Origin of the sequence: Williamsia sp. CHRR-6, from assembly GCF_018474015.1 — a bacterium.
In the GTDB taxonomy this organism is placed as follows: Bacteria; Actinomycetota; Actinomycetes; order Mycobacteriales; family Mycobacteriaceae; genus Williamsia_A.
The window spans coordinates 95,091-113,523 of sequence record NZ_JAHCSG010000003.1; the positions used below are offsets into that span (position 1 = coordinate 95,091).

General features: G+C 65.2%; 14 protein-coding genes. 9 read left to right on the forward strand and 5 right to left on the reverse strand.

Translation table 11 applies throughout. The features are described from left to right. The first annotated feature begins 126 nt into the window (after positions 1 to 126). Positions 127 to 615, forward strand: a complete 489-nt coding sequence (locus tag KIK15_RS09315; protein WP_214243948.1) for a hypothetical protein — start codon at positions 127 to 129, stop codon at positions 613 to 615. A gap of 81 nt (positions 616 to 696) precedes the next feature. Here KIK15_RS09315 and KIK15_RS09320 read toward each other — a convergent pair whose 3' ends face one another. The 4 genes from KIK15_RS09320 to lpdA all read right to left on the reverse strand — a co-directional run bounded on the left by KIK15_RS09320 (position 697) and on the right by lpdA (position 5,961). Further along, positions 697 to 1,524: a carbohydrate ABC transporter permease gene (locus KIK15_RS09320; protein WP_214243949.1), complete on the reverse strand. Its 828-nt coding sequence runs from the start codon at positions 1,522 to 1,524 to the stop codon at positions 697 to 699. A 9-nt stretch (positions 1,525 to 1,533) separates the two neighbouring features. After that, on the reverse strand, positions 1,534 to 2,538 hold the full coding sequence (locus KIK15_RS09325) for a carbohydrate ABC transporter permease (RefSeq protein WP_284149978.1): 1,005 nt from the start codon (positions 2,536 to 2,538) through the stop codon (positions 1,534 to 1,536). A gap of 107 nt (positions 2,539 to 2,645) precedes the next feature. Further along, positions 2,646 to 4,172, reverse strand: a complete 1,527-nt coding sequence (locus KIK15_RS09330; protein ID WP_307851808.1) for an extracellular solute-binding protein — start codon at positions 4,170 to 4,172, stop codon at positions 2,646 to 2,648. Between the two features lie 367 nt (positions 4,173 to 4,539). After that, positions 4,540 to 5,961, reverse strand: a complete 1,422-nt coding sequence (lpdA, locus tag KIK15_RS09335) for a dihydrolipoyl dehydrogenase (RefSeq protein WP_214243950.1) — start codon at positions 5,959 to 5,961, stop codon at positions 4,540 to 4,542. Positions 5,962 to 6,183: 222 nt separating this feature from the next. On the opposite strand from lpdA, the gene KIK15_RS09340 reads away from it, so the two are divergent. The 8 genes from KIK15_RS09340 (at position 6,184) to KIK15_RS09375 (ending at position 17,546) form a co-directional block, all read left to right on the forward strand. Beyond that, positions 6,184 to 6,423 carry a hypothetical protein gene (locus KIK15_RS09340; protein WP_214243951.1) on the forward strand — a complete coding sequence of 80 codons (240 nt, stop codon included), beginning with the start codon at positions 6,184 to 6,186 and terminating at the stop codon, positions 6,421 to 6,423. Between the two features lie 35 nt (positions 6,424 to 6,458). Then, positions 6,459 to 8,534 (forward strand): prolyl oligopeptidase family protein, encoded by a 2,076-nt coding sequence (locus KIK15_RS09345; protein WP_214243952.1) that lies wholly within the window; start codon positions 6,459 to 6,461, stop codon positions 8,532 to 8,534. Between the two features lie 314 nt (positions 8,535 to 8,848). Next, the gene (locus KIK15_RS09350) at positions 8,849 to 10,354 is read left to right on the forward strand and encodes a thioester reductase domain-containing protein (RefSeq protein ID WP_214243953.1); all 1,506 of its coding nucleotides are present in this window, start codon (positions 8,849 to 8,851) and stop codon (positions 10,352 to 10,354) included. Then, positions 10,351 to 12,171 (forward strand): fatty acyl-AMP ligase, encoded by a 1,821-nt coding sequence (locus KIK15_RS09355; RefSeq protein WP_214243954.1) that lies wholly within the window; start codon positions 10,351 to 10,353, stop codon positions 12,169 to 12,171. Before KIK15_RS09350 ends, KIK15_RS09355 begins: the two co-directional genes overlap by 4 nt. Then, positions 12,168 to 13,961 (forward strand): acyl-CoA dehydrogenase family protein, encoded by a 1,794-nt coding sequence (locus tag KIK15_RS09360; protein WP_214243955.1) that lies wholly within the window; start codon positions 12,168 to 12,170, stop codon positions 13,959 to 13,961. Before KIK15_RS09355 ends, KIK15_RS09360 begins: the two co-directional genes overlap by 4 nt. Then, positions 13,958 to 15,718 carry an acyl-CoA dehydrogenase gene (locus KIK15_RS09365; protein WP_214243956.1) on the forward strand — a complete coding sequence of 587 codons (1,761 nt, stop codon included), beginning with the start codon at positions 13,958 to 13,960 and terminating at the stop codon, positions 15,716 to 15,718. Before KIK15_RS09360 ends, KIK15_RS09365 begins: the two co-directional genes overlap by 4 nt. Beyond that, on the forward strand, positions 15,715 to 16,437 hold the full coding sequence (locus KIK15_RS09370) for an SDR family oxidoreductase (protein ID WP_214243957.1): 723 nt from the start codon (positions 15,715 to 15,717) through the stop codon (positions 16,435 to 16,437). The genes KIK15_RS09365 and KIK15_RS09370 overlap by 4 nt, the downstream gene beginning before the upstream one ends. A gap of 44 nt (positions 16,438 to 16,481) precedes the next feature. Continuing rightward, positions 16,482 to 17,546: a MupA/Atu3671 family FMN-dependent luciferase-like monooxygenase gene (locus tag KIK15_RS09375; RefSeq protein ID WP_214243958.1), complete on the forward strand. Its 1,065-nt coding sequence runs from the start codon at positions 16,482 to 16,484 to the stop codon at positions 17,544 to 17,546. Positions 17,547 to 17,583: 37 nt separating this feature from the next. On the opposite strand, the gene KIK15_RS09380 is transcribed toward KIK15_RS09375, so the two are convergent. Continuing rightward, positions 17,584 to 18,411, reverse strand: a complete 828-nt coding sequence (locus tag KIK15_RS09380; protein WP_214243959.1) for a hypothetical protein — start codon at positions 18,409 to 18,411, stop codon at positions 17,584 to 17,586. Positions 18,412 to 18,433 lie beyond the last annotated feature (22 nt).

Genomic DNA, 18,433 nt, shown 5'->3' on the forward strand with positions numbered 1-18,433 from the left:
AGCATTCTTCCTGAATGCGACATCACGCCGGGCGGGAATGTATTCCGTTACCAAAGGAACGGCATCGCGGAAACAAGCAACACATCCGTGATCCCACATCCACACCATTCCGCTTATCCTCATTTCATGACACAACATTCACGCCGTATCCGAACCCAACTACTGACCCTTCTCCTGTCCGGGTTGATCGCCCTGTCAGGGGGATTGTTTGCCGCTCCGGCGCACGCCGAGGTCGACGCATTCGCCAAGGGGTCGCACTTCTTCTCGATCACCAACAAGGGTGAGACCAACTACTACTACCAGGTCGTCTATGCCGACAAGAACAATCCGGACATCGTCTACCACAACTGGGAGGGGACTGCGAGTCCGTACAAGGGCCGCATTCTCGGGGCATGGACGGGCGGAACGGAAAACGATCAGATCGATGTGTACTTGTCCAAGGACGTCATCACCCTGGGCGCGGTGCGGCAACGTGGAGTGACTCAGGCCATCGCGTACCACTACAAGATTCCCGGCAATTCCAACATCTGCCTCCTCGACCGGTTCCTGCGTGCGATGCGCGACTACTACAGCACTGCCGACGCTGGTGGCGACGGGGACTGCACGGCCTACTGACCCGATCCACTGACCGCGACGACGGCAGGATCGGCGCACCGAGCGCCGATCCTGTCCGTCGTGTCTGCGCCGGGCGGGGCCTCAGCCCTTGACTGCTCCTGAGGTGAGCCCGGAGACGATGCGCCGTTGGAAGACGATGGCGAAGATGATGATCGGAATGGTGATGACCACCGCAGCCGCAGCGATCGACCCGGTGGGCTCCTCGAATTGGCTGGCGCCGGTGAAGTTGTTCATCACCACCGGTGCGGTCTGGGCGTAGTCGGTGGTGAGGGTGGCCGCGAACAGCAGGTCATTCCAGGCGAAGATGAACGCCAGGATGGCTGCGGTCACCACGCCTGGGGCGGCCAGGGGTGCAATCACTTTCACGAACGCCTGCATCGGGGTGGCCCCGTCGATGCGGGCCGCCTTCTCCAACTCCCATGGGATCTCGCGGAAGAATGCCGACAGGGTGTAGATCACCAACGGCAACGCGAACGTCACGTACGGGATGATCAACCCGGGCCAGGTGTCGAGCAGGCCGAAGGTGTTCTCCAACTTGTACAGCGGCGTGGCCAATGACACCGCAGGGAACATCGCGATCAGCAGCACGATCCCGACGAACACCTTTTTTCCGCGAAACTCCAAGCGCGCCACAGCATATGCCGCACTGGTGCCCACCAGTACCGCGATGAGGGTGGCGATGAGGCACACCCCTAGCGAGGTGACCAGCGCCCGGCTGAAGATGTCGTCGTCGAGGATCTTCGAATAGTTGTCGAGGGTCAGCTTCGTCGGGAAGAAGTTGCCGTCACGAACCGAGCCGGACGTCTTCAGCGACAGCGACACGATCCACAACACCGGGATGAGCGCGTAGACGACAACCACCATGTTGATCACCGCCCAGCCCGCTTGACGGCTGGTCTTGTTACCCATGTGTGGTCGTCACTTTCTCTCGTCGCTGTCGGCACCGGGGGCGGATGCACCGAACCCGTACACGAACACCACCACGATCACCGCGACCAGCCCGAAGATGAGAATGCTGACCGCCGAACCCAATCCGACGTCGAGGTTCTTGGTGATGTCGTATCCGTACTTCGAGACCGAGGCCGTGCCGTTCTGCCCGTTGGTCAACACGAGGATGTTGTCGAAGATGCGGAAGGCGTCGAGGGTGCGAAACAGCAGGGCCACCAGGATCGCCGACTTCATCAGCGGCAGGGTCACCTTGATCAACCGGGTCCAGGCGCCGGCCCCGTCGACCTGCGCAGCTTTGAGGATGTCGTCGGGGACCAACGCGAGCCCAGCCAACAACAGCAACGCCATGAACGGCGTCGTCTTCCACACCTCGGCGAGGATGATCACCCCGATGGCCGGCCAGTGCTCGGCCAAGGGTGCCGAGGAGTCGGGCAGCAGCCGGGCCAGATAGCCGGTGCCCGGTGTCCACGCGTACTTCCAGGAGATGGCCGCGGCCACGGTCACGATGCCGTAGGGGATCAAGACCGTGGTCCGAACCAGGTTGCGGCCGATCAGGGTTCGGTGCATCACCAGGGCCAACGCCAGACCCAGCACGAACTCGATGATCACCGACACCACCGTGATGAGCGCGGTGGTGCTCACCGCCGACCACCACACGTGGTCTTTGAGCACGGTGCGGTAGTTGCCGAAACCGATGAAGGTGTCATCACCAGGCGCACTGAGCTTGGAGTCGAAGAAGCTCAGGTAGGCCGCGTAGACGATCGGGTACGCGGTGACCGCCAGCATCACCAACGCGGCCGGGCCGATCAGCCAATACGCCAGGCGGCGTTGGGCTTTGCGGTCATCGCTCATGACCACCCGGCGTGGGGGGTCAGGCTCGGCACCCGCCCGGTCGACCACGGCGGTGGCGGCCGGGACGACGGGGATCCGACCGGTCTTCTGCATCGACAGAGACGAATCAGCTGGATCACTCATTGGTGCATTCTCACCCATGCGGTTGCTTTCGCCTATACGAGGGCCGAGCCCGCCGACGGAATCGTCGGCGGGCTCGGGTTCGGGCGCCCGATGGCGTCCGGAGTAGTTCACGATCCAGATTTCCCTGAATCCAGCGCCTTCTGAACGACTGCGGTCAGGTCGTCGACGCCCTTGGCGCCGACAGCCTTGCCCGGCGGGTTGAGCGCAGTGGACAGCGCGGTCGAGATCGCCTGGTAGACAGGCGAGGTCGGGCGCACGGCCGACGAGTCGGCCTCCAGCTGAGCCTTGATCAGATCACCCATGGGGTAGGTCTGCTTGAACTCGGGGTCGTCGTAGATCGACGCATCGGTCGGCGGGGTACCACCGGAGATGGCGTACACCTTCTGCGACGCCTTGTTGGTCAAGCACTCGACAGCCTTGAACGCCTTGTCCTTCTTGGTCGAGTACGCCGCGACACCGAAGTTGATACCACCCACGGTGACCTTGGCCGGATCGCCGGCAACCACCGACGGGTACGGCGCGAAGTCGAACTTCTGGCGGACCAGCTCGTTGACCGGACCCAGCTCAGCGTCCTTGGGCGGGTTGTTCGGGTCGGCGAAGAGCTTGCCGTACTTGGCCTTCACGTCGGTGAGGAACTTGACGTCACCGGTGGCGGCATTGGAGCGCATGCTCGGGAACACGAACGGGTAGTTGAGCTGGAAGGTGGAGGTGCCGTTCTCGCCCGCGTCCTTGGCCGCACCCTCGTCGGCGAGGTTCAGGTCGGGAGCCGCACCCGGCGCCTTGCCGATGGCCGCGATGATCGCCAGGGCCTTCTCGGTGGCTGCCTTGTGCTCGGGGGTGTCGCCCAGGGTCACCTTGGTCGGGTCGTTCGGGTCGATGACCGAACCGCCGGCGCTGGCGAGCAGGGTGTTGAACCACACGGTCAGACCCTCGTACTGCTTGGCCTGCACCATGATGTAGCTCGGGGCCTTACCCGGACCGGTCCACGCCTTGCGGATGGTCTCATTGTCCTTGAGCAGCTGATCCCACGTCTTCGGCGGAGTTGCGTTGGCGCCCAGGTACTTCTTGAGGACGTCCTTGCGGTACCAGAGCAGCTGGGTGTTGGTCCAGGCGGGAACGGCGTAGAGGCGCTTGGCCGAGTCCGACTTGGTCTTCCACTCGGCCGAGGCCAGCGGGCCCGGCAGCGACGACGCCTGCGCGGTCTTCGACAGCGCATCGGGCACCGGGGCGATCCATCCGGCATCGGCGAACTCCGCGGTCCACACCACGTCGAGGGAGACCACGTCGATGCCCTTGTCCTTGGTGGACAGACGACGCGCGAGCTGAGTGCGCTGGTCGTCGGCGTTCTTGGGGAGCTCCTTGATCGAGATGGTGTAGTCACCGTTGGAGCTGTCCGAGCACACCTTGCCTGCCGCGGCCAACGGCTCGGCGCCGTCGGCGGGAGCGTAGACGTTGATGGTCTTGGAACCGCCGCCTGAGCTGCCACATGCGGCCATGACGGGCACGGCGATGGCCGCCGCGGTGGCCAGGGCGATGGTGGCCTTCAGACGTCGGCCTGAGAGCAGACCGGAGCGGGTCGACTCCCCTGAGTCGATACGCCGCGACAGGTCATCGGCCTCGTAGCGATTCGCCACGTAATCTCCTTAGTTTCCGCACCTAGAAGCCGCGGTAGGGCCCCCGGTGCAGACCCCTTAACGGGTCTGATGATGATTGCAGGCCAAACGCTAGCGCCAGGGTGCGGGAAGAGCAATCTGGTTGTGCAACGATTCTGCATCGCGAGTTCAGGTTGGGACGGATCACATGAAAAGTGCTGGTCAAAGCTAATTTTCGTGCCTTGCGATCCGCCCGGCGTGGCCACATCAGCCGTCCTGGAATTCTTCACAAACAAGACCGAAATCAGGGCGGTTCGCATATTCCGTGTGATAAGCCGCAAATACGACAATGCCCACCGGGTTCCGGTGTGGAACTCCGATGGGCGTCGTCAGCGCGTGGGCACGCAGATCAGAGATTGATCATGTGCCCGATCGCGCCGTGGAACGTTTCCTGCATGGCCTCGCTGAGCGTGGGATGGGTGTGCACGTTGCGGGCCAGCTCCTTGGCAGTCAGGTCCCACTTCTGCGCCAACGTCAACTCCGGCAACATCTCCGAGACGTTGTCACCCACCAGATGCGCGCCCAGCAGCTCGTCGTGAGTGGTGTCGGTGATCAGCTTGACGAACCCGACAGCCTCGCCGAGACCCTGGGCCTTGCCGTTGGCCGAGAACGGGAAGGTGGTGGCCTTCACCGCAAAACCCTCGTCCCGGGCCTGCTGCTCGGTCAGCCCGAACGAGGCGACCTGCGGTTGGCAGAAGGTGGCGCGCGGCATCATCCGGTAGTCGCCGAGGGTCATCGTCTCCGCACCGGCCATGGTCTCGGCCGCCACCACGCCCTGGGCCTCGGCCACGTGGGCGAGCTGCAGCTTGGCGGTCACATCGCCGATGGCGTAAATCCCGGGCACGTTGGTGCGCATGTGGTCGTCGATGGCGATGGCGCCCCGCTCGGTCAGCTCCACACCGGTGGTCTCGAGGCCGAATCCCTCGACGCGCGGGGCGAATCCGACCGACATCATCACCTTGTCCACGGTGATGGAGGCGTCGACACCCTTGGCGTCGGTGTAGGACACCACCACCTGCGAACCCTGATCGTCGACGGTGTTGACGCGGGTGGAGGTGAGGATCGTGACGCCGAGCTTCTTGTAGTGCTTGGCGATCTCCTTGGACGAGTCGGCGTCCTCATTGGGCAGCACACGGTCGAGGAACTCGATGATCGTCACGTCCACGCCGTAGTTACTCAGCACGTAGGCGAACTCCATGCCGATCGCGCCGGCACCGACGATGGCCATCGTCTTCGGGAGGTCGCGGGTGAGGATCTGCGTCTCGTAGGTGACCACGTTGTCCGACAACTCCACTCCGGGCAGCAGCCGCACGGTGGAACCGGTGTCGATGATGACGTTGTCGAAGGTGATCGTGCGGTCGCCGGTGGTCTGGGCCGGATCCGCTCCGCTGCTCGGCCGGACCCGAAGAGTCTTGGCGTCGGTGAACACGCCGTAGCCGTCGATCTCGGTGATCTTGTTCTTCTTCATCAAGAAGTGGACACCCTTGACGATGCCCTCGGAGACCTTGCGGCTGCGGTCGAACGCGGCCCCGAAGTCGAAGCTCACCTCACCGGAGATACCGAACGTCTTGGCCTTGGTGTGGAAGATGTGCGCCAGTTCGGCGTTACGCAGCAACGCTTTCGACGGGATACATCCCACGTTGAGGCACACACCGCCCCAGTACTTCTCTTCGATGACGGCGGTTTTCAGACCGAGTTGGGCGCACCGGATCGCGGCGACGTATCCACCCGGACCTGCTCCGAGGACAACTGTGTCAAAGTGTTCAGCCACATCCTCAGACTACGTGGCCGCCACCGGCCCCACCCCACCAGTTCGCGCTCCACCTTCCCACCGCCCATCCGTTCGCGCTCCACCTTTTGCCGTTGGCTCCGGGTATATCCGGAGCGAGAGTCGAAAAGTGGAGCGCGAAGGGCCGGACCCGTCGGGCAACTACAGCAGCCTCAACCGGTCCTGGGGTCCCTCGCTGCGCACCGATCAGACCACCGAAGCCGGGTGCTGTGGATCCTGGGCGACGTGGTGGGACTGCCATTTCTGCTGACCCTGTTCGCCCGGTTCCGGGCCGAACAGCAGCACCTGGCTCAGACGATCGACGCTCAACTCGACGCCCACCTACCCGATCCCGACACGACGCCACCAGACAGCCCAGCCTCCGGTGATGTCGTCGACGACACTGCGCAAGCCGGCCTGTGGTGGGAGAACGACCCGCAGCTGCGGCAGCGGTTCCAGCACTGAGCGCCGACCGAGGCGGCGCTGTCACAATTGAGTACGTGACCGAAGTATCTGCCTCCGCGCCCACCGACGATCCGTACCTGTGGTTGGAGGAGGTGACCGGCGACGACGCTCTGGCCTGGGTCCGGCAACACAACGCCGTCACCGTCGAGGCGTTGACCGGCACCACCCGGTTCGCCGAGATGCGCGATGCCGCACACGAGATCCTCGACACCGACGACCGCATCCCGTACGTGGTGCGGCGCGGCGAGTACCTCTACAACTTCTGGCGCGACGCCACCAACACGCGCGGACTGTGGCGGCGCACCACGATGGAGTCCTACCGCACCGACACCCCCGAGTGGGACGTGATCATCGACCTCGACGCGCTGGCCGCGGCCGAAGGCGAGAACTGGGTGTGGGGTGGAGCCGCGGTCCGCCGACCCGACCACGACCGCGCGCTGGTCTCGCTGTCGCGCGGTGGAGCCGACGCCGCAGTGGTCCGCGAGTTCGACCTGACCACCCGCACCTGGGTCGATCCGGACGGCCCGGATCACGGTTTCACCCTGCCGGAGAACAAGTCGCAGATCAGCTGGATCGACCGGGACACCGTCTACGTGGGCACCGACTTCGGTCTCCACAGCGACGGGCTCTCCTCACTGACCGACTCGGGCTACCCGCGCATCGCCAAACGCTGGACCCGCGGCACCCCACTGGAATCGGCAGAGGTGGTGTTGGCCGGGCACCCCGCCGACATCGCGGTCAGCGCCGTGCACGACGACACCGTCGGCTTCGCGCGCGACTTCGTGGTCCGCGCAACGGACTTCTTCAACGAGCTCACCTACGAGATCCGCCCTGAGGGACACGTCCTCATCGAGGTGCCCACCGACGCCAACACGATGGTCCACCGGCAGTGGCTGCTGGTGCTCACCCGATCGGACTGGGAACGCGGCACCGACACCTTCGCCAGCGGCACCCTGGTCGCGTTCGACTACGAGAGCTACCTGTCGGCACCGCACACTGCCACGGCCACCGTGCTGTTCACGCCGGACGCCCACACCAGCCTGCAGAGCGTGACGTTCACCGACACCCACCTGGTGCTCACCACTCTGCACGACGTGGCCACCGAGCTGCGGCTACTCACCGTGGGCACCTGGGAATCGGCGGCGCTGGCCGGAGTCCCCGAGTTCGCCACCGTGTCGGTGCTGGGAACCGACCCAGATCACGGCGACGAGATCTTCCTGACCGCAAGCGGATTCACCACGCCCCCGTCACTGCTTCACGGCACCACCACCGACGGGGTGTCAGTTCTCAAACAGACACCGGCGTTCTTCGACGCCGACGGCATCTCGGCACACCAACACTTCGTCACCTCTGACGACGGCACATCAGTGCCGTACTTCGTCATCAAACGCGACGACGTGACCGATGGACCCACCCTGCTCTACGGATACGGCGGCTTCGAGGTGTCCCAGACACCCGGCTACATGCCGGTGGCCGCGAAGAACTGGATCGCCCGCGGGGGCATCTACGCCATCGCCAACATCCGGGGCGGCGGCGAGTACGGCCCCACCTGGCACACCCAGGCACTCAAGGCCGGCCGACACCTGGCATATGAGGACTTCGCCTCGGTGGCGCGCGATCTGGTGGCCCGCGGCCTCACCACGCCGGCTCAGCTGGGCGCGATGGGCGGATCGAACGGCGGGCTGTTGATGGGCGTGATGACCACTTCCTACCCAGAGCTCTTCGGCGCCATCGTGTGTCAGGTGCCGCTGCTGGACATGAAACGATTCCACCTGCTGTTGGCAGGGGCGTCCTGGGTGGCTGAATACGGCAACCCAGACGACCCGGCCGAATGGGAGTTCATCTCGACATACTCTCCCTACCAACGGCTCTCACGCGAGGCGACGTATCCGGCCATTCTGGTGACCACGTCCACCCGCGACGATCGGGTGCATCCGGGGCATGCGCGCAAGTTCACCGCCCGTCTCGAGGAGTACGGCCACCCAGTGCGGTACTACGAGAACATCGAGGGCGGGCACGGCGGCGCCGCCGACAACAAGCAGGCCGCATTCAAGATGGCCTTGGCCGACGAATTCCTGTGGCAGACGATCGGCGCGGCCAGTCAACGGTGACAGGTACTCGAACGGTGCAAACACCCCAAATGCGCCTATTCGAGCCCAGTGTCATCAGCAACGGTTGAGGATTCGCGTACAGCCGTTTTCCGGCTGGTATAGGTGACAGACCCCAGGTCCTTCCCAACCGCTCTTTTTGTGACGTGTGACAGAACTCAGTCATGCAGTTCCCGTCGCCAACGAAGCGGCTGATACCTTCATCACATCGGCACTTTGGTACGGCAAACCCGTTCGGTCATCCGCCGTACATTCGGCGCCGATTCCGCCGCCATTCGCAAATTCGGCTGACAGCACAAAACTGCCAAGGAGTACTTATGCCCGAAATCGGCCATTCTGACGCCGCGATGATTCTCCGTGTTCGCGACGTACTGACGGAAATCGTCGTCGGATATCTGCAGATTCCGGCGGAAAAGATCGATCCAGCAGCACCCTTCGCTGATTACGGCCTCGACTCGGTGTACGCACTCAGCGTCGCTGCCGACGTCGAAGATCGACTTGGCATTGCCCTCGACCCGACCTTGATGTGGGACTATCCGACACTGGACTCCCTGTCGGCAGCAATCGCGGGACTGATGGCCGAACCAGAAGCAGCATCGACCGAAGCCGAGGTGAGCCGAGGCATCACGGCGACCGAACTGAGTGCCGAAGCATTCCTGCCCGACGATATTCGCCGCCCGGACGGACAACCGATCTCAGCACCAGACAACGTTTTCCTGACCGGTGCGACCGGCTTCGCGGGGGCCTATCTGATCGCCGAACTCATCGCTCGAACCGAATACACCGTGTACACGCTGGTGCGAGCCCGAGATGAAGGCGAAGCACGTGACCGTGTCCGACTGAATCTCACTACATACGGCCTGTGGAACGACGCGACAGCCGCCCGGGTTAAAGCAATTCCGGGAGATCTGGGGCGAGATCAGCTCGGCTTGACCGAGGTGATGTTCAAGCAATTGGCTGACACTATCGATGTCATCATCCACAATGGTGCGGCCGTAAACTTTGCGTTGCCCTATCGGCGACTGCGGGCCGCCAATGTCGGGGGCACTGTGGAGATCCTGCGCATGGCCGCACAGGGCAAAGCCACCTCGGTGAACATGATCTCATCGATGGGCGTGATGCCAGAGCGACCTGGGACCCAGAGTGTTCCAGAGGCTGCCATGACCGACCCCACCGACGTGGTCGGCGGATACCGGCAGACCAAGTGGGTGGCCGAGCGGCTCGTGGTGGAAGCGGGGCGGCGTGGCGTCCCGACGAAGATCTTCCGGCCGGGCAACGTGACGGGCTCCCAGCAGACCGCGGTCGGCGCCCAGGACACGATCATCAACGCACTGATCAAAGGGTGCGTTCAGCTCGGGGCAGCGTTCGAGTTCGACGTCGTCCTACTTCTGGTCCCGGTCGACTTCCTGGCGTCCACCGTGGTCACCCACATCATCGACGGCAACCATGACAACGGCTTCGTGAACCTGCCGGGAGCGTCGCGGTTGCTGTGGAGTGAACTCATCGACTTGGTGGCCGGGGCCGGTTACCACGTGCCGATGCTGCCGTATTCGCAGTGGCATGAACTGTTCTCCGCACGCGGAGCGTCGACTGCACTCGCGCCCTACGCCCCGCTGCTGACCCCGGACGGCCCTGCCCCTGAGCTCGGGGTGAACGGCAACAGACCTGAGATCGAGACGACGGCAACAGACACCGCCGTCACCGGACCACGGTGCGCTCCGATGGACGCGGCACTCTGGAATCGCTACCTCGAACATCTGGTCGAGGTGGGCTATCTGGAGTCGCCGAAAAGTGGTCTCACCCTGTCTGGGGTGAGCGTATGACAAGCTCGGGAACCCTTCGTGCCCTGGCTGAGCGGCTGGCTCACCACCGCCAGGTCCGGGGCGACGAACCTGCCGTGATCGTCGCCGGCGCCACCGCGACCGACCCCACCGCGACGATGACCTATCGCGAGCTCGACCGCGCTGTCCACGAGATCGCAGACGCACTGGGGCAGCGCTATCCGGTGGGCTCCCGCCTCCTGCTGAGCTATCCGCACAGTGTGGAGTTCCCGGCCGTCTTCCTCGGCGCGTGCCTGGCCGGCATGGTGACCGTTCCGGTGCCTGTTCCCGGGCGTTCCCGCTACGCCTCACATCGGATGGCGGTCATCGCCCAAGACGCCGAGGCAGTTGCCATCATCACCGCAGACATGGTGCGCGCCGAGGTGACCGAATGGGCTGTGCGCGAGAATCTTCAGTCGCTGGCCGTCGACGGACTCTCACCACTCGATCATCCGGTCAGGGATGCGCCGACCCGACCCCACCTCAGCGAGGTCGGTGGGCCCCGTTCGGATTTCCTCGACGAGCCATCGCGGACCGTGCTGTTGCAATACACCTCCGGGTCGACCAGCGCACCCAAGGGCGTGATGGTGAGCATCGCGAACCTGTTTGCCAACATCGATCTGCAAAACACTCACCTGCATCCCCAAGCGGGCACGGTGCGACGCGGCGGGTGGATTCCGCACCACCACGACATGGGTCTCATCGGGCTGGTGTTGCCCGGCATCCTCAATGGCGCTGGGTACGTGGCGCTGGAGGCCACCGCGTTCCTCAAGCGGCCCATCAGGTGGCTCCAGATCATGTCCGAGTTCCGAGTCGGCCTGACCGCAGCACCGGATTTCGCGTATCGCCTCTGTGCCGATCGGGTCCGCGATGACCAGCTCGACAGCATCGACCTGAGCTGTCTACTGGTTGCGGTCAACGGATCCGAACCGGTGCAGTCGAGCACGATGCGTGCGTTTGCTCAACGGTGCCAGACGACGGGATTCCTGGAGAGCTCCTTCGCACCCGCATACGGTCTGGCCGAGTCGACCTTGATCGTCTCGGGACGATCGGGGTCAGCTCCGATGAGTGTGGACATCGACGCCGACGCGCGAGAGGCCGGCCGCCTGGAGCCCGTGGCATCGGGCACCCGCGTGGCGGCCAGCGGCCCGCTGCTACGTCCGCAGGACCTCGCAATCGTCGACACACAGACCCACGCGGTGAGCCCCGACGGCTCGATCGGTGAGATCTGGCTGCGAGGGCCCAGCGTTGCCGCCGGCTACTGGGGTCATCCGCCCAGCCCAGCCGACTTCGCCGCGTACACCCCCGACGGCGAGGGCCCGTTCTTGCGCACCGGGGACCTCGGTGCGGTTCTCGACGGCCATCTCTACGTCGTCGGCCGACGCAAGGAGACCATCGTGCTGCGCGGACGCGTCTTGCACCCGCATGACATCGAACACGAGATGCGGCGACACCACCCGGAACTCGCCGGCGGGGTGGGCGCGGTGTTCCCGTTGCTGTCCGACGGCGCCGGGACCGCAGAAGTGGTGGTGGCAACCCACGAAATCCGTTCCGACCTCAGCGACAACGCTCTCGATGAGCTCACTCAAGCCATCCGGGCGACCGTGACCCGTGAGTTCGGGGTGCACGCCGCGGGCGTGTACCTGCTTGCTCCCGGGACGGTACTGCGCACCACGTCGGGCAAGATCCGGCGAGCCGACATGCGTACCGAACTGTTGGCCGGCCGTCTGAGGCCGGTGGCAGCTCGGTTCGATTCGACTGTTGCGCAACGGATCAGCGGGGATCTACGGCACGCGGCCACCGCCGGGGGTGTGCGATGAGCGCGCTGGCCGACCTCGTCGAGGTTTCAGCACCTGTACTGCGGCCCGACCTCGGACAGCTCGATCGGGTTGCCGCCGTTGCCCACCTGCAGCAGGTCATCGCGTCCTCAGTGTCTGGCGGCGGCGCCCTGTCCGCGCCGTACACCGTCGCCAAAGATCGTCACTCGGCCTTTCCCGCAGAATCCATGCAACTGCTCGATCACGCAGGCCTGTATTCGTGGTTCGTGCCGCCGGCGGTGGGGGGACGGTTCGAGCTCCCCACCGTCATCGCTTTGCTGCGGGTGGTGTCTCGACACGACCTGACCACCGCCATCGCCTACGGCAAGACCTTCTTGGGTGCCGCGCCCACCTGGGTGGCCGGTAGTCCAGAGCAGCAGCAGGCGCTGGCGACGCGCATGGATCGACCGTCCCTGGTCACCTGGGCGCTGACCGAGCGGGGCCACGGCAGCGACCTGCTCTCCGGTGAGCTGTCGGCCGAGGCGACACCGGACGGGTACCGGCTGTCGGGCGAGAAGTGGCTGATCAACAACGCGACCCGCGCACCGCTGGTGTGTCTGCTCGCCCGGACTCGGCCCACCCCGGGCCCGCGGAGCTTTTCTCTGTTCATGGTGGACAAAGAGCAGTTGAGCCCGCAGTCGCATCACTGCCTGCCCCCGGAGTTGCTGCACGGCATCCGCGGTGCCGACATCAGTGGTATCCGTTTCGACGGTGCCATCGTCGGTGCAGACACGCAGATCGGTTCGGAGGGCACCGGCGTGGAAACCGTGCTGCGGACTATGCAGTTGACTCGAACTGCCTGCACCTCACTGTCGTTGGGTGCTGCCGACGCTGCGATCGGAATCGTGCGACAGTTCGTCAGTGGTCGGGTCGTCGGTGACCGGGCCCTGATCGATCGTCGCCTGGTGCGCCATGAACTGGGCTCGCTGCTCGCCGACCTGATGATCGGAGAGGTCACCGCAGACGTGACCGCTCAGGGAGTCCACACCACCCCCGGCGAGGCCAGCATCCTGGCGGCGGTGGCCAAGGCACTCGTTCCCACGCTCGGCGATCAGATCATTCACTCTGCGGCGTCGATGCTCGGAGCGCGGGGAATCCTGCTGGACGAGTTCGTCCACGGGCTCTTCGAGAAGATCGCACGCGACCACCGCATCGTGGCGATCTTCGACGGCAACACCGTGGTGAACCGGAATGTTCTCATCTCGCAGTTCCGCACAATCGCGCGCGCATTTCACGCGTTCGATGGTTCGTCCATCCCGGATCACGCGAGCATCCACGTGCCGTGCCCGACATTGCAACCCGCTCACCTGTCGTTGATGTCGCGCACAGGGTGCTCGCTGCTCAACAGCCTGCCCGGCCTGCTGGATCGTCTCCTCGACTCCCCGGTGGCGCAGCACGCACCAGAGTTGCACGCAACCTGCGCCAGGTTGTCGCGGTCGGTCGACGGGCTCGTCGAGGCGATGTCAGCAACCCAGATGCCCGGGCGCAACGTGCCCGCCCAGAGCTTCGACCTGGCCGAACAGCTCGAGCTGCATGTCGCGGCCGCTGCCGCCATCACGTTTTTCAACGCCAACGGTGGTGGCGGAGCGCTCTGGTCAGACGCCCTCTGGCTGCGAGCGGTGTTGGCCCGCATCAACCTTCGATTGCACCGAGCCGACCCCGAGGCCCAGGCGATCGGCGACGCGCTGATGCTTCACGTCGGTGCGGTGGTGGCCGACACCCCGCAGGCTGTCATGCCCGGCGTCACCACCGTCGACGGTGACGCCACCAACACGCTCGGAGTCAACCGATGACCGCATCGATCACCGGCGCCGCCACCACCGCAGCCCCTACCGCTCTGCAGACCTTGGAAGCGCTGCTGGGAAACCCGTGGGACGAGACCGGGCCGGTCAGCTTCGCGGCGATACTCGACGCCGACGAGTCTGCGCAGCCACTCGCGGCCGCTGAATCGCTGGTCGATCAATTCGGTCTGTCCCGCTTCTATGTTCCTGCATCGCTCGGCGGCGAGCTCCGGCGGATGGACGAGCTGATCGCCTTGCTACGCGCGCTCTGTCGCCGCGATCCGGTGCTGGGCTTCGGGCACAGCCTCAGTTCGTTGATGGCAGCGGTCAACGTCTGGACCGTGGGCGAGGAGCACGTGTGCCGCCGCCTCGCCGAGGCGTTACTGGACGGAGAGCGAGTGGCCTGCGCGTATCACGAGCTCGCACACGGCAACAACCTCACCGGCATGGCGCTCGACGCGCGAATCGATGGCTCCGGCTGGCGCCTGACCGGGCGCAAAGAGGTGGTGACGAACATCGCGCGCTCAGACATGCTGGTCGCCTACGCCCGTACCGATTCGACATCGTCGAGCCGCGGACACTCACTGTTCCTGCTGCGTCGGAGCACAGCTCGTAACGGCAGCATCCGCATGCTCGCCCGGTTCCCGGCGGCGGGTCTGCGTGGCGTCCAGCTCGGCGGCATCGAATTCTTCGACACGCCCGTGCCGGCCGAATCCCTGTGTGGCCGAACCGGTCAGGGATTGGAAGCGGCGGTCCGCTCCTTCCAGATCACTCGCATAGTCATACCGGCGATGGCCGTGGGCAGTCTTGACCTCGCCCTACGCGTGGCGGTTCGCTACGCCCGGGGCCGACGGCTCTACGGCAACCGCGTGGTCGATCTGGAACTCGTGCGCAGTCAGATCGCGGCCACGTTCGTTGATCTGCAGATCGCCGATGCGTTGGTGGCGGTGGCCGCACGCGTGCTACACCTTCGCCCCAGAGAAGCGAGCCTGATCGCGGCTGCAGTGAAACTGCATGTGCCACAGCTACTTCACGCAGGCACAACGCAATTGTCGGCAATTCTCGGCGCCCAGTTCTATCTCCGCGACGGCGAGAACGCGTTGATGCAGAAGCTGGTGCGCGACATCGGGCCAACCGCCTTCGTTCACGCATCGGCGTTGACATGCCAGCAGACCATTCTTCCCCAGTTGCCACTCGTCGCGCGGCGATCGTGGACCTCCGACGGCGAGTCCGCCGCCGCCGAGCAGGCAGCCGACCTCTTCGATCTCAGCGGGCATCTCGATGATCTGGACCCCACGACCCTGGCAGTCGCACATGGTGGAACCGACATCATCCTGCCAGGTCTGGACGCGTGGCTGGGCGGGCCGGCCGCGACAGAGATCGACGGTGCGCGCAAATTGCGCAGCCAACTCCGGGCTTTCGTCGCCGAGGCCGCGGCTCTGCCGCCGTCGGCGCTGGCCGGCGACATGTCCGCCGCGCACGTCCGGCTCGTTGAGCGCTACGTGGTGCTGTTGGCTGCGGCGTGCGCTCTACAGACCTGGTCTGCCGCGGCGACCCATTCCGAGACCGCGACGCCTGACTGGTATCGGCAGTGCGTTGTCAACCGGACACTGCACAGACTCGGGCTCAGGGTCGGCTGCGATGCCGCGCTCGACGACGCGGTGATGGGTGAGATCGATCGGCGCTACGACGACGGCCTCACGTTCGATCTCGCCGCCCAACGGCTGCCATCTACGTCCACCCCACCTCCCACGGACCGCGACCGGTGAACGCGACCGCACTGATCACCGGCGCCTCACGGGGAACCGGCGCCCGCCTTGCCGCCCTCATGGCAGATGCCGATCACGACGTGGTGGTGCACTACCGGAGCCGAGAAGTGCTGGCCCACAAAGTGGTCCGTGACATCGAAGGCCGGGGTCGGCGGGCCTGGCCCATAGCCGCGGACCTGGTTGAACCAGGCGCACCCGCGGCGCTGGCCGAGAAGGTGGCCGCCCTCACCCGCACGGTGAACGTGTTGATCCTCAACGCCAGCGGCGGTCTGGAACCAGGTCATGGGGCCGACTACCCGACTCGGATGAATGTCACCGCCCAGGTGGCCACCCTGCGCGCGATCACTCCGCTGATGCCCGAGGGCTCCCGTGTCGTGTTCGTCACCAGCCATCATGCACATTTCCACCCCGCCGTCGAGACGCTGCCCGAGTATCGGCCGATCGCAGCCAGCAAGCGCGCTGGGGAATCTGCCGTCCGCGATCAGATCCCCGAACTCGCCCGTCGCGGCATCTCGCTGGTGGTCGTCAGCGGCGATGTGGTCGCCCGGACCGCCACCGCGGTCATGCTCGAGCGAGCTCATCCAGACACCTTTGCGCGACGACGCGCGCGCGGTGACGACCCGCTCACCATCAACGAGTTCGCCGCCGGCGTCGCCGGCGCGGCCTTGGACCGAGACAAGCCGACCGGACACACGGTGTACGTCGGCGCGACCAACTGACGCACCGTTCTCTCTGCACACCTCGAGACCAAGGGACATGACCCATGCAGTTCAGCCTCTTCTTCTTCGCCGCTGATGCGGCGGCGCCAGACACCGAGACGCCACGCACGGGTACGCGCGGTGACGGATACGCGCTGCTGCTCGACGCCGCACGCTTCGCCGACTCCCACGACTTCACCGCCGTGTGGACCCCCGAGCGCCACTTCAACCGGTTCGGCGGCCTCTACCCGAACCCGTCGGTCACATCGGCGGCGGTGGCAGCGGTGACAGACCGAATCGCCGTTCGCGCCGGGAGCGTTGTTGCGCCCCTGCACGATCCGTTGCGGATAGCCGAAGAGTGGGCCGTGGTCGACAACCTCTCGGGTGGCCGGGCCGGAATCTCCTTCGGGTCGGGCTGGCACCCGACCGATTTCACGTTCGCCCCGCAGAACTTTGCTGATCGCGCCGCCATCACCGAGCAGACCATTCGACAGGTCCGCACACTGTGGTCAGGCAAGCCACTCACGCGGACCACGGCCACCGGCGAGTCCACCGAGATCGAGCTGTATCCCCGACCGATCTCCACCGACCTACCGGTGTGGCTGACCAGTGCCGGCTCAGAGGCCACCTTCCGGGCCGCCGGGGAGATGGGGGCTGGAATCCTCACCCATATGGTCACCACCGGCCGGCCCATCCTGGAGCGCAACATCGCCGCCTACCGCAACGCCTTTCGCCCCTGCGGCGACGCCATGCCCGAACCGCATGTCACTCTCATGCTGCACACCTTCGTCGGTGGCGATGGGTCGGCCGCGGCCGCAGCTCGAGCTGCGTTACGCACCTACGTCATGTCGTCGATGGACTTGTTCCGCAGCCGTGGGGGAAACACACCGGACTCACCTGCACACACACCGGAGCAGATCGACAAGCTGGTCGACATCAGTGTCCGGAGATTCCTCACCTCAGCAGGTCTGTTCGGTGAACCCGAGGATGGCGTCGAGCTGGTGCGCTCGTTGTCTCAATCTGGGGTCTGCGAGCTGGCATGCCTGGTGGATTTCGGGATGCCCAGCCAGATGGTGCTCGACGGGCTCGCCGATCTGGATCGCCTACGCCAGATGTGCGCCGCGACCTGACGGCGACACTTCCGGTGATCTTGTGCCGATGCGATGATCAACGACGAAAGCCGATGCGCAACGCCGACACCAGCACGGTGGCCACCGTCAGCGCCGACCCGACGACCACCACGACGAGGGCAGTGTTCTGCAGATCGTCGGAGGTTTTCTCGATGATGATCTGTGCCACCTGCCGGGGGGAACTGACAGCTCCGGAGAACTCGGCCTCCGCGCGGTCACGCAGCACCCACGCCACCACATAGCTGCACACGCCTGCGATGACGGCGCCTGCCCCCAATGCCGCCAGTGACAGCGCGCGTCGGCGGGCCAAGGCCAGCGCCGCCAGCGCCGCGATCACCGCCAGCGCCGTCGAACCATAGGCCAGCCGCGTGATCTGTTGTGCCGCCTGGTGATAGCGGCCCGCCTCCAACCCACTACGCCGGGTCTCGCTGAGCGGGATGCGAATGGGACCGGTGACGCTCACCCCGGTGATCCCGAACTGTCGCACCACCCGGTTCACCATCGCCGTCAGATCGAGTTCCAGGATGTCGTTGCGCGCGGCGGCATCTCGCGGTGGTTCGAACAGAAAGTCGTGCTGTTGACCCAGCACGTCGGCGAAGTCGGCGGGGAATTGGTCGCTGCGCGTATAGGCCAAGGTGGCCGGGCGGATCACCGCCTCAGGGACCACATCGGTCTGCGCGGCGATCTGCCGAGCGATCTCGTCGCCGATCACGGTGCGTACCTGCTGGTCGCGGGCCATGGGCTCGACGAATGAGGTGAACCCGTCGCGGTCGATCACCCGGTACTGCATCCACAACGACGGCACCGCCACCCACATCGCGATGATCGCCACCACGGTGGCCAGCAACGAAGCGAAGGTGCGCACCGGGTCAGACTACCGACGCCAC

Bases quoted from the DNA above. Each gene is read 5' to 3' on its own strand.
- KIK15_RS09320 (WP_214243949.1), bottom strand. From the start codon at position 1,524: ATGGGTAACAAGACCAGCCGTCAAGCGGGCTGGGCGGTGATCAACATG.
- KIK15_RS09365 (WP_214243956.1), top strand. From the start codon at position 13,958: ATGACCGCATCGATCACCGGCGCCGCCACCACCGCAGCCCCTACCGCT.
- KIK15_RS09375 (WP_214243958.1), top strand. From the start codon at position 16,482: ATGCAGTTCAGCCTCTTCTTCTTCGCCGCTGATGCGGCGGCGCCAGAC.
- KIK15_RS09315 (WP_214243948.1), top strand. From the start codon at position 127: ATGACACAACATTCACGCCGTATCCGAACCCAACTACTGACCCTTCTC.
- KIK15_RS09325 (WP_284149978.1), bottom strand. From the start codon at position 2,538: ATGAGTGATCCAGCTGATTCGTCTCTGTCGATGCAGAAGACCGGTCGG.
- KIK15_RS09350 (WP_214243953.1), top strand. From the start codon at position 8,849: ATGCCCGAAATCGGCCATTCTGACGCCGCGATGATTCTCCGTGTTCGC.
- KIK15_RS09355 (WP_214243954.1), top strand. From the start codon at position 10,351: ATGACAAGCTCGGGAACCCTTCGTGCCCTGGCTGAGCGGCTGGCTCAC.
- KIK15_RS09360 (WP_214243955.1), top strand. From the start codon at position 12,168: ATGAGCGCGCTGGCCGACCTCGTCGAGGTTTCAGCACCTGTACTGCGG.